12 protein-coding genes are annotated in these 10778 nt (G+C 66.3%); 9 read left to right on the top strand and 3 right to left on the bottom strand.

The annotated features are described in order from the left end of the window. Positions 1–27: 27 nt before the first annotated feature. Positions 28–1203: a cyclic nucleotide-binding domain-containing protein gene (locus tag ELR45_RS12525; RefSeq protein ID WP_129666385.1), complete on the bottom strand. Its 1176-nt coding sequence runs from the start codon at positions 1201–1203 to the stop codon at positions 28–30. A 236-nt stretch (positions 1204–1439) separates the two neighbouring features. Here ELR45_RS12525 and ELR45_RS12520 point away from each other — a divergent pair, with 236 nt between their 5' ends. Further along, a complete protein-coding gene (locus ELR45_RS12520) occupies positions 1440–1880 on the top strand; it encodes an ester cyclase (RefSeq protein WP_165367718.1) in 441 nt (146 codons plus the stop codon). Here ELR45_RS12520 and ELR45_RS12515 read toward each other — a convergent pair. Then, the gene (locus tag ELR45_RS12515; RefSeq protein ID WP_129666381.1) at positions 1861–3396 is read right to left on the bottom strand and encodes a hypothetical protein; all 1536 of its coding nucleotides are present in this window, start codon (positions 3394–3396) and stop codon (positions 1861–1863) included. The two genes, ELR45_RS12520 and ELR45_RS12515, sit on opposite strands and share 20 nt — an antisense overlap. A gap of 286 nt (positions 3397–3682) precedes the next feature. Between ELR45_RS12515 and ELR45_RS12510 the strand changes: the two genes are divergently transcribed. From ELR45_RS12510 to dacB, 3 genes are all read left to right on the top strand, one after another. After that, positions 3683–4696: an ERCC4 domain-containing protein gene (locus ELR45_RS12510; protein ID WP_129666379.1), complete on the top strand. Its 1014-nt coding sequence runs from the start codon at positions 3683–3685 to the stop codon at positions 4694–4696. A 74-nt stretch (positions 4697–4770) separates the two neighbouring features. Next, positions 4771–4932, top strand: a complete 162-nt coding sequence (locus ELR45_RS35070; protein WP_165367717.1) for a hypothetical protein — start codon at positions 4771–4773, stop codon at positions 4930–4932. Positions 4933–5022: 90 nt separating this feature from the next. Beyond that, positions 5023–6615 carry a D-alanyl-D-alanine carboxypeptidase/D-alanyl-D-alanine endopeptidase gene (gene dacB / locus ELR45_RS12505; RefSeq protein ID WP_129666376.1) on the top strand — a complete coding sequence of 531 codons (1593 nt, stop codon included), beginning with the start codon at positions 5023–5025 and terminating at the stop codon, positions 6613–6615. A 70-nt stretch (positions 6616–6685) separates the two neighbouring features. Here dacB and ELR45_RS12500 read toward each other — a convergent pair whose 3' ends face one another. Further along, positions 6686–7255, bottom strand: a complete 570-nt coding sequence (locus ELR45_RS12500; RefSeq protein WP_129666374.1) for a GrpB family protein — start codon at positions 7253–7255, stop codon at positions 6686–6688. Positions 7256–7453: 198 nt separating this feature from the next. Between ELR45_RS12500 and ELR45_RS12495 the strand changes: the two genes are divergently transcribed. The 5 genes from ELR45_RS12495 to uppS form a co-directional block, all read left to right on the top strand. Beyond that, positions 7454–8200 (top strand): hypothetical protein, encoded by a 747-nt coding sequence (locus tag ELR45_RS12495; protein ID WP_129666372.1) that lies wholly within the window; start codon positions 7454–7456, stop codon positions 8198–8200. A 357-nt stretch (positions 8201–8557) separates the two neighbouring features. Continuing rightward, the gene (locus ELR45_RS12490; protein WP_129666370.1) at positions 8558–8785 is read left to right on the top strand and encodes a hypothetical protein; all 228 of its coding nucleotides are present in this window, start codon (positions 8558–8560) and stop codon (positions 8783–8785) included. A 13-nt stretch (positions 8786–8798) separates the two neighbouring features. Further along, positions 8799–9071, top strand: coding sequence for a sigma-70 family RNA polymerase sigma factor (locus tag ELR45_RS12485; protein WP_129666368.1), 273 nt, complete (start codon positions 8799–8801; stop codon positions 9069–9071). Positions 9072–9271: 200 nt separating this feature from the next. Next, positions 9272–10132 (top strand): DNA repair protein RecO, encoded by an 861-nt coding sequence (gene recO, locus ELR45_RS12480; protein ID WP_129666366.1) that lies wholly within the window; start codon positions 9272–9274, stop codon positions 10130–10132. After that, a partial coding sequence (gene uppS / locus ELR45_RS12475; protein WP_240759539.1) for a polyprenyl diphosphate synthase occupies positions 10129–10778 on the top strand: 650 nt, incomplete at its 3' end. The genes recO and uppS, both read left to right, overlap by 4 nt.

Here is a 10778-nt window from a genome sequence, read left to right as displayed (position 1 = left end):
AGCCGCGAACTCCATGCAGCGTGATCCTCACGCGGGTTCGTCCTTAGCCTGGGGTGAATCTTCCGTGGTCGTTGTTGAGGGGGTGGCGCCGGGCGTCGCTGGGGCGGCGCCGGGCTCGTCCCCGGCTGGTGCCCCGGGTTCGACGACAGCGAAGACCGCTGCTGAAGGAGCGAAATCCGGCGTTGCCGGGTTGGCGTCGTCCTCGCGGCGGTGCGTGGCGGCCAACTCGGCGAGTCGGTCCCGGTCGACCGCGTCGGCGGGGACGACGGCGACCCGCACCGGAGTCACCGCCGTGAGGGTGGACGTGCGCAGGCCACCTTCCAGTACGGCGCGTTCCCCGAGGATGGCGCCTGGCCCGATCTCGGCCAGCCGCTCGCCGCTGACGTCGACCGCCAGGACACCATCGAGCAGGAGGTACAGCTCGTCGCCCGGTGCTCCCTGGTGGGTCAACTGGTGGCCGGCCGGGTGCGTCGTGATCGTCGGAGGCTGAGCACCGGACATCAAGGTCCGCGACAGCACCCGCTCCGCTGCGCTCTCCGCCGCGGTGACCAGGGCGGGGGAGTCCTCCTCGCCCCATGGCGTGCGGGCACCGAACGAATGAGCTGCCCAGTCGGCGTAGTCGGTGAGCCCGGACTTCAGCGCCAACTTCCCGGCCGCATCGTAAACCCAGTGCCGGGGGAACGCGCTGGCGCCGGCGAGCTCGACTTCGGAGGTTCCGTCCGGGCGCAACGTCAGCGCCAGGGTCGTCCACACCCAGGGCGCCTGCATCTTCACGAACGGTCGGTGCGGTACGGGGCGTGGCATCGGCACCGCGGTCCGCCCGCCGCACGTCTGCACCAGCCGGACACTGCCGTCGTCGCGAAACTCCGGATCCTGGCGTATGACTGGCAGCGCGACGGCGGCGAACGTCGCCCCGAGCCGTCCGACGCGGACCGTCGTCGAGCCCATGACGACGTCCGAGGCGTCGTCATACTCGGCCCGGACGATGCGGCCGTGCTCGACGGTGCCCCGTCCGGTCAGGACGTTGGCGTAGCGGAAACGGTCCTGACGGCACAGTTCCTCCACGTCGTCGACGACGTCCGGCGGCGGAGCATCGTAGTGAGTGAAGCCGATGTCGAATGCCTTCCTGGACGGACCCGTCACAGCTTCGGACGGAATCCACGACAGCGACGTGACCGTCGCGTCCACAGTGGTGGTTGTCATGACGTGCCCCTTCCTGTCGGTTCACGACGCTACGGGCGTACCGAGAGCCGGGACAGGGCACAGGCAGGCGAGTTCGAAGGGGTGCTGCCACCCGCTTCGATGTGCGAAAACCGTGGTGCTAGCAGTCTGCACGGAACATGTCGGGAGGAGTCACTGTGGAGACGTCACATCCGACGAGAAGGCGAACGGCGGCTCTCGAAGCTCGAAGCCCTCGACTCGCCGAGAGGGAGAGAATCATGCCTGACAACAAGGAGCTCACGCGCAGGCTCTGGGAAGAGATCTGGCCGAGCGGCGACGTCGAAGGGCTGGCCGAGATTGTACCTCCCGACGGCATCAACCACGAGGCGCCACCTGGGTTTCCTCAAGGCTTCGAAGGGGTGAAGCAGATCATGTTCTGGCTTCGCAGCGCCTTCTCCGATCAGCGGTATGAGATCCATCAGATCATCGGCGACGGCGACATGGTTGCGGTGCACCTGACCCACAGCGGCCGCCACACCGGAGAGTTCATGGGCATCCCCGCCACCGGCCGGGAGTTCGCCTACCGGCACGTCCACATCCACCGCTTCGAGGACGGCAAGAGCGTTGAGCACTGGTCCGTTCGAGACGACGCTGCCTTCATGCAGCAGATCGGAGTGGCGCCGACGCCCGCGGCTGCCGCTATGCCCTCGCGCCAGTGATACCCACCAGTGCGGCAAGGCCGAGCGCGCTGCGTGGGGCATAGGCTATCCGCCACAACCCACCGTGTGCTGCCTCGGCGGCTTCGTCCAGCCATGGATGTTCGCGTGGGGGTGCAGGTCGACGCAGGTCGTGTACGAGCAGCGCTGCCATGAGCGTGTTGGCCGTGCCGGGTTCGAACACCTCGACGCCGAATCGATGCGCCCCCGCGTACACGGTGGCCAGAGCGCGGTTCTTCATGACTGAACGGGTCCTGGTCGGCGGCGCCACGTTGAGGCTCACGGTGTGCCCTTGCGCGCGCGCCGTCGTGGCGCGCCAGCGCTGCAGTCGCTTGGCCAGTGCGTAATTCGGGCCTTGTTGTGACACGAGGCTGTCGCAGATGCCGGGATCGGCGCCCGGAACGTAATTGCGCTGGAGCAACCGGCCAGCGGTCAAGATCTTCAGCGGGCGGCGGACCAGGCTCAGCTTCGACCGCTCCTCATAGGCACGGACCGACTGCTCCACGGCGTCGGCGGGGACGGCGAACACATCCGTCGGTGTGGCCAGGAAGGACAGCGCGGTGTCCGTGCGCTCCCGGGTGAGATGCGCGGTGAGCGCGTCCACGGCCATCGCGACACGCATGTGGGTCGCGCCATCAGCGTAGGCATAGTTTCCGAGCACCAGCCGGCCATCAAGTTGCGTGAGCCACTGGACCAGTGCGGGCAGCTGGCTCACCAGATCCGCGCCGGCCCGCGACTCGAGGTCGCCGCTGCCTGGCCGCACGGGCATGTGTAGACGTCCGGGGTAGCGCCGGGCGGCCTCGGCCAGACCTCTCCAGATGCCAGGACGCGGAAGGTCGACGGCCGTGACGTCGCCACCCCATCGCAGAACCGCCTGGACGGGGCCCATCTCGGCACCCGCACCGAAGGCGACCAGCCGGACGTCCGACAGGTCCAGCCAGTCCGGATTGGCCATGACCGTCCGCACCGACTCTGCGGCGGAAACCTCGATTACCCCGGCGGACACCCAGGTGTCTAGCTGCCGGGCCAGCGCGTCGCCCCTGAGACGGTCGCCACGGTAGGGCAGCACGAGTTCCCGATCCGGTGTGCCCTCGCCCGTGACCACAGCGGTCTCCAACGGGTCGGCGTGCTCACTCAGCGCCTCCGCCAGGCTGGTCTCTGCAGCGGCGTCGGCGGGAGCGATGCCGGTTTCGGTGGCCGTGCCGATTTCGGCTGCGGGGTCGGCGGTGGCGGTGCCGGGTTCGGCGTCGGCAACCAGGACACGCATCCGATCGTGCAGGGAAGCCAGCCCATCTGCCGCGATCTGCCGGGCGGCTGGAGCGGAGGTGAGCCCGGCCTCGACGAGCCGCCGGAAATGAAGAAGATAGCCCCGGCGCCAGTTCGTCTCGTGCTCCGCGGCGCGAGCGCCCACCGCATCCACCTCACGCAGAGCATCCGCGACGACGGCGCGTCCCAGGGTAGAAGTGCTCCGCACACCTTCTGAGCTGAGCGGGAACACCACTCCGGACGGGTTGTCCATGACACTCCTATGCTCAGCGGGATTCAGCTGCGCGGCTACCCGGACTCAGCGCCGGCTCAAGAGCAGGCACTCAGCTGACGAAGATACCCTGGAAGACAGCTGACACGAGCACACTGGGACATCCACGAGCCGGCTGATTTGAGGCCGACGGCGGCTCAGCCGCGGGCGGCGCAGCCACCAGCCCCTGGACGTCGCAGGGCAAGCAAGCGGCCAGCAACCGGTCGTTCACGTCGGCCATAGCCCGACGACAGGCGCCTCATGACATCGGTCATGAGACATTGGTCTCGTGGAGCTGCTGATAGCGAGCAACCCTGACCCGGACTCGAAGCTGCCCTACTTGCTGCGCTTGCCACTGAGCGGTGGGATGGTGTTCCGTACGTCAGGGACGTGGCCGCGGACCAAGGCACTGTACTGCCACCCGGTGCCGGCAGACGAGTGGCCGGCCGACCCGGAGATCGTTGAGCAGGTGGCCCTGCGTTCCTGCCGTCGCCGGGGTGCGGCGATCGACTTGGTGTTGGACCGCGCTCGGGAGAGCCGTTCCCAGCTGGTATTCACCAAGGCGCGCGGGCGGGACGCAGTGTTCTGGCAGTCGCCCCGGACCCGAAAGCAGGCCAGGCCGAATGTGCGGACGCCCACGGCCCGCGCGTCCGGCATCGCCGAGCTGGAGATTGTGGTGGACTCGCATGAGCAGTATGCGTATCGGTTCGCAAACCAGCAGGTGCAAACGGTGAAGCGTGCGCTGCCCTGTGGCGATTATGGGATCACCTCCGATCGTCGGCTGGTCGCGGCGGTCGAACGTAAGTCGGTTCCCGATCTTGTCGGCAGCCTCACTGGCGGGAAGTTGCGTTACGCCATGGCTGAGCTGGCCTCGCTGCCACGTGCAGCAGTCGTCGTGGAAGATCGCTATTCGGCGATCTTCAAGCTTGACCGTGTTCGGCCTGCTGTCGTGGCGGACGGTCTTGCCGAGCTGCAGGTGGGCTGGCCAGGAGTGCCCATCGTGTTCTGCGAGACCCGGCCACTGGCCGAGGAGTGGACGTATCGGTTCCTCGCGGCTGCACACCAGTGGGCCGAGACAGAGCAAGCTGCGCTAGAGCGAATCTCGCCGGATATAAAGGTTCCGGCCTCTGACACTCCTCTCACCGCGATCTCGGTGGCCGAAGAAGTCGGTGACGCGCCAGAAGCGCCTTTGCCCACCACTGCCGAGGTCCGTAGCTGGGCCCGGTCCGCGGGCATGACGGTCCCTGCACGCGGCCGGCTTCGGCCGGAGATCTGGGATGCCTGGCGCGCCGCTCACCCGTAGGCGAGCGAACATAAACACGCGCCGAAGGCGTCGTTACTTCGCCCAGCGGGAAGGTGGCGCCGGGGGAGGCGTCGATGTGCCCGTCGTGTGCGATCGCCGAGATGGTCGAAGACGGCTTGGACTCCGCCGGGTTCGAGTCTGCAGATGACCTGTTCGAAGTCTTCGTGGTGGTAATCGATGACGTGGACACCCGGCCGGGCCACATGGAGATGATTCGTGGAGGTCTGCCCGAGTAGCGAGAATTGTTCCGGATATGTCTTGACACAGCGCAAAGAATTCCACGATGGTCTAGACCTCGCTGTGATCTTCCCCGAGAAGGAGTCCGGATGCGTGGTCGGTCCCGGAACGTCATCGCTACCCTCGCCGTCGGCGGCATGGTGGCCGCTGTCAACGTCATCCCGTCGGCACTGCCGTCGGCGGAAAGCCAGAACGAGCTGGATCCGGCCGTCAAAGAGATGGCCACCGATATCGACGACATCCTCGCCGACCCTCGGATGGACGGCAGTCAGGCGTCCGTCGTCGTCGCCGACGCGGAGACCGGCGAGGTCCTCTATGACCGCAATGGCGCTGACCGGCTGATGCCGGCGTCGAATCAGAAGCTGCTGACCTCCGCTGCCGCGATGGAGGTCCTCGGCTCCGACTACATCTTCGAGACCACGGTCGAAAGCGACGCGCGGCAGGCCGGTCGAGTCCTCGCCGGTGACCTGTACTTGCGCGGCACCGGTGACCCCACCATGCTGGCCGAGGACTATGTGGCCCTGGCGGACGAGATCGCCGACGCGGGCATCCAGCGCGTGCACGGCGCCGTCGTCGCCGACGACACCTGGTTCGACGATCGGCGGCTCGGGCTTGGCTGGAACTGGGACGACGAACAGTACTACTACTCGGCGCAGATCTCGGCGTTGAGCGTCGCCCCGGACACCGACTACGACGCGGGGACGGTCATCGTCCGGGTTGAACCCGGCAACCGGGCGGGCGACGACGCCGAGGTCACCGTGATCCCGGAGAACGACTACGTGGAGATCAACAACGACGCCACCACGACGGAGGCGGGCAGCGGCCGGAACATCTCGATCGAGCGAGGCCATGGTGAAGCCGAGATCAGCGTCTCCGGCACCATCGCCACCGACTCTGCGGCGACCTCGGTATGGCGCGCGGTGTGGGAGCCCACCGGCCTGGTTGCGGACGTGTTCCTGGACGCGCTGGAGGACCGCGGAGTGCAGGTGCGGGACGGCGTGGAGTTCGCGTCGACGCCCGACGACGCCCGGGTGCTCGCGTCCCACGAGTCGATGCCGCTGAGCGAGCTGCTGATCCCGTTCATGAAGCTCAGTAATAACGGCCACGCCGAGGTGCTGATCAAGGCGATGGGGCAGGAAGCCGCGGGCGCGGGCACCTGGACGGCGGGGCTCGGCGTCATGGAAGACGCGCTGCAGGCCTGGGACGTCGACACCGGCACGATCGGGTCCGTGGACGGGTCCGGCCTGTCCCGACGCAACTGGATCCCGGCGAACGAAATCATCGAGCTCCTGCTCGCGGTCCAGGATGAGCCGTGGTATGACGCGTGGTACGAGTCATTGCCGGTCGCCGGGGTGGAGGAGCGATTCGTCGGCGGCACGTTGCGATTCCGAATGGACGGCACGGCGGCCGAGGGCAATGTGCGCGGCAAGACTGGGACCTTGACCGGGGCCACCGGCCTGTCCGGCTACGTGACCACCACCGACGGTGACGAGCTGGTCTACTCGATCCTGCTGAACAACTACCTCAGTTCCAAGCCCAGCGATATCGAGGACGCGATCGCCATCCGGCTCGCCGAGCACACCGCCGACGGCGATGTGTCAGTCAGCACCCGGAATGCCGTGCCAGAGCCCTCGGTCGAGCAGCCGGGCGACCTCGAATGCTCCTGGACGAAGGCCTGCTGACCGTTCGTGTGCCGTGACCGTCGACGGTTGACCCTGCCACGATGGCCAACCGCCGACGGTCATGTGTCCCTTAGTCAGGTGGCCGCGTGTCTAGCTCAGCCCCATGCTGGAGAGCTTCTGCGATGAATGTTGCTTTGGCCTCGGTGTAGGCCTCGCGGTCGTGTCCGTGCTGGTCCGTCAGCCGCCGTTTCAACTCCGCGTACCGTCTCGCCAGCTGGTCGTCACGCCTCAGTATGTCCCGGAAAGCGAGCTGCTCCGCCCAACGCACATGCCCGGACGGGATCACGTGTAGGTGCGCCATCCGGCGCTGCCCGGATGCATCCGGCTTGACGAAGAAGCGCCGCCACGGCCGACCATCCAACTCCGGCGGCACATAACACCAGCCATCTGCGGCGAGCCGCTGCGACGCCTGCTCGACCACGACATCAGGATCGTTCACTGACGCCATGAGGTCGATGATCGGCTTGGCGGCAAGGCCGGGAACCGCGGTCGACCCAACGTGTTCGACACCGTCGTCCAGCCACGGCGCCAGCAGTTCCATCAGCCGGGCACGCTCGGTCCTCGCCTTGCTGGCCCATTGAGGATCAGGCGCATGGGTCTCTGCCTTCTCATGCGCCCACGGCGGATCGGCACTGCTCACGCATTCACGCTAACGCAACCGCCCGACGTCGAACGACTGCCCCAGCCACGGTATCGGTTACCGGAATTCGAGCCCTGGGCGTTGAACCAGGCGTTACCACGGAACACGCATCTCGATCCTGGCCGACGCGTGACAAAAGTCCCTACCTGCCTGTCCGACGTCGAGCGTAAGGTTGCGCCACTGTTCTGAGGGGGACACATGACCGAGACACGACCCGTGCCGCAGCCACCTGCCGAGAAGAAGCGCCACAGATGGCCGTGGATCCTCGGTATTGTTTTCACGGCGATTCTTTTCACTATCGTCGGCTACGTTGCCGGGTCAAACGAGACCGACGATGCCACAGCTGATGACCGTGACGTTCCGATCGCAGATGCTGACCGTGAGGCTGTTCTGGACGAGCGGGAAGCGGAGCTCGATGTGCGCGAAGATGAGCTGGACGAGCTGGCTGCCGGTCTGGATGACGAAGCCGATGAAGACGAAGCTGATGAAGACGAACCCGAGTCTGGGCCGCTGGACGAGATAGCCGAGTCTGACGAGGCTGAATCAGATGACTATGGCGCCTTCGACGGCGCGGCCGGCGGGTTCGCATGGGATGACGGTGTCACAGTCAATGTCGACAGCCTACGGGCCTTTGAAGCATCCGAGTACTCAGCTGGTGGCGAAGATTTCGATCTAGCCGTGGCCTTCACAGTCACCATCATCAACAACTCCGACGAACCCTACGACCCGTCGGAGTTTTACTCGACGATGCAGTCTGGTACGTCGGAGGGTAGCTCGATCTACGACGAGGGAATGGAAGGTGCACCGAGTACCTCAGTCTTGCCGGACCGGGAGGTGAGCTTCGAGCTGGCCTATGGAGTCGAGGACCCTACCGACCTAGTCCTTGAGGTAACACCGGGCTGGGACTACGACGCCGCCGTATACATCGGCGGCTTGGGAGAATGATGGGTTGATCACGACCGATGGCGCGGCGTCGAGCATGCAACATGACGTCGTCCATCTGTCGCCGGTGGGCCATGAGCGAGGCACACTTTGAGGGCTTGTGGACGTCCTACTTAAGAGTCTCGCCACATTTGTGGGTCGTGGTGCGGTCGAGTACGGGGGTGAACCCGAGCCCTACGGTCGGCAGATCTCGATCAGGTCGAAGATACCGAGCTTGCGTTCGTCGCGTTCGTATCTGGAGACGTGCTCCGAGCTGGCAGCGGGTGCGGGGCAGCGTTCGGCAAATCGGGGGAGCTCAGCCGATGGCGGGGTAGACAACAGTTCTTGACACCTCCAATGTAGACAATATAGATTGTCTATGTGCGGATCGGGAGTCCAGCGAAGAAGCACGGCGTCGAGGACGACGACATGCTTCACGCCTGGCGTAACGCCACTCGTCGGCTCCGCATGGACGAAGGCTTCACCATGTTAATCGGCCCGGATGGGACGGGCCGGATGCTGGAGATCGGTGTGCTTGATGCCGACGGCGAGGATCCGGTGATTGTCCATGCCATGCCGCTACGACTGAAGTTCTTGCGGAACCTGTGAAGGGGTGATGACGATGCGACACACAGACGACGAGATCGAGAAGGCCGCCGAGCGGTTCGAGCAGATTGTCGAGCACCTGCCCGAGGACGTCGAGTTCGAGGACATATCGGAGCTGCGGGAGGTAGCGGAGGCCGCCGACGCGGTCCGCGCCGACGAGGCTCGGCTGGTCGAAGCTGTGACGGTGGCACGTGCCCGTGGGCACTCGTGGAACCGAATCGCCGGTTCGCTTGGTGTCTCGCGCCAGGCCGCCCGGCAGAGATACAGCAAGCTGTTGGACGCCTCATGAGGACCCGCAAGCACGACGCGCACCGCCGACGAAGGGAGAACCGAAGCTAGGCGACACCAAGTCACGGTTGGCATCAGGCGCACCGGGCTCGGTTTATGACAGGGCGAGATCTGTGGCCCGGCTGAGTCGGTGAAGACGCTCGTTGCTTGTCGGCGAGCCGGAGTCCGGGGATGTCAGCGTCGTGACGGACAATAGGGGGCGTGAGTCTCTATCGTGACGAAGGGGTCGTGCTGCGCACCCAGAAGCTGGGCGAGGCCGACCGTATCGTCACGTTACTCACCCGGGAGAACGGTCGCGTGCGAGCGGCTGCCAAGGGCGTACGACGGACCACCAGCCGGTTCGGTGCCAGGCTGGAGCCGTTCATGCACATCGACATCCAGTTGGCCACGGGGCGATCGCTGGATGTGGTCACCCAGGTGGAGACGCTGACTCCGTTCGGTACGAAGATCTGCGCGGATTACGGGCGCTATACGGCCGGGTCGGCCATCCTCGAGACCGCGGAGCGGCTCAGCGCTGAGGAGCGCGAGCCGGCGCTGCAGCATTATCACCTGCTGGTGGGGGCGCTGCGCGCTCTGTCCGGCGGTGAGCACGACGCCGGTCTTATCCTCGATGCCTTCCTTCTGCGTGGCCTGGCGATCGCCGGATTCGCGCCGAACTTCACCGATTGCGCCCGCTGTAGCGCGGATGGTCCGCACCGGCTCTTCTCCGTCCAGGCCGGAGGGATGGTGTGCCCATCGTGCCGGCCCGCAGGCACGGTCGCTCCGTCGGCCGACACGGTCTCTCTGCTGAGTGCCCTGCTGACCGGGGACTGGGGGATCGCCGACGCCAGCGAGTCGTGGGCGCGCCGCGATGCGAGCGGCATCACCGCGGCATTCCTACAGTGGCACCTGGAACGGGGGCTTCGCTCGTTGCCGCTGGTGGAGCGGGTGTACAGAGAGCGGAACGTGATCGCCGACGGGCCGGGTCCGGTCGGCGATGATCCGAACACAGCCGGTGGTGAACGGGACATGGACAGCGGCGAGCAGAACTCGGCCGGAGACGGGCAGGTGGTGCAGGCGTGAGGCGACCAGAGTACGCGACGCCGCCTCCGCATCCATCCGGCGTCGTCCCGCCGCCGATCCCAGCCGATCTGGTGCCGAAGCATGTGGCGCTGATCATGGATGGCAACGGCCGGTGGGCGAACAGCCGCGGGCTTCCCCGCACCAAGGGTCACGAGGCGGGTGAGTCGTCGCTGCTGGACGTGATCCACGGCGCCATCGAGATGGGTATCGGCTGTCTCTCGGCGTACGCGTTCTCCACTGAGAACTGGCGGCGCTCACCGGAAGAGGTCCGGTTTCTCATGGGGTTCAACCGGTCGGTGATCCGCCGCCGCCGCGACGAGCTGGACGCGATGGGAGTCCGCATCCGCTGGGCCGGCCGGCGCCCCAGGCTGTGGAAGAGCGTCATCGACGAGCTGGCCGAGGCTGAGCGCCGCACCGTGGACAACGACGTCATCACGCTTCAGTTCTGCGTGAACTACGGCGGCCGCGCTGAGCTGGGTGACGCCGCGGCATCGCTGGCAGCGGACGTCGCAGCCGGGAAGGTCAACCCGAAGCGGGTCAACGAGAAGACGCTGGCCCGCTACCTCTACAACCCCGACCTGCCCGAGGTGGACCTGTTCGTCCGGTCGTCGGGTGAGCAACGTACATCGAACTTCATGCTCTGGCA

Origin of the sequence: Phytoactinopolyspora endophytica (assembly GCF_004138495.1) — a bacterium.
Taxonomy (GTDB): Bacteria; Actinomycetota; Actinomycetes; order Jiangellales; family Jiangellaceae; genus Phytoactinopolyspora; species Phytoactinopolyspora endophytica.
Note: the sequence above shows the minus strand (reverse complement) of the source record. Positions and strands in the feature narration are given on the sequence as shown.

What these genes read in the sequence shown, in the direction of transcription:
- ELR45_RS12495 (WP_129666372.1), top strand. Translation starts at nt 7,454, where the DNA reads ATGACCGAGACACGACCCGTGCCGCAGCCACCTGCCGAGAAGAAGCGC.
- dacB (WP_129666376.1), top strand. Translation starts at nt 5,023, where the DNA reads ATGCGTGGTCGGTCCCGGAACGTCATCGCTACCCTCGCCGTCGGCGGC.
- ELR45_RS12525 (WP_129666385.1), bottom strand. Translation starts at nt 1,203, where the DNA reads ATGACAACCACCACTGTGGACGCGACGGTCACGTCGCTGTCGTGGATT.
- ELR45_RS12485 (WP_129666368.1), top strand. Translation starts at nt 8,799, where the DNA reads ATGCGACACACAGACGACGAGATCGAGAAGGCCGCCGAGCGGTTCGAG.
- ELR45_RS12515 (WP_129666381.1), bottom strand. Translation starts at nt 3,396, where the DNA reads ATGGACAACCCGTCCGGAGTGGTGTTCCCGCTCAGCTCAGAAGGTGTG.
- ELR45_RS12520 (WP_165367718.1), top strand. Translation starts at nt 1,440, where the DNA reads ATGCCTGACAACAAGGAGCTCACGCGCAGGCTCTGGGAAGAGATCTGG.
- ELR45_RS35070 (WP_165367717.1), top strand. Translation starts at nt 4,771, where the DNA reads ATGTGCCCGTCGTGTGCGATCGCCGAGATGGTCGAAGACGGCTTGGAC.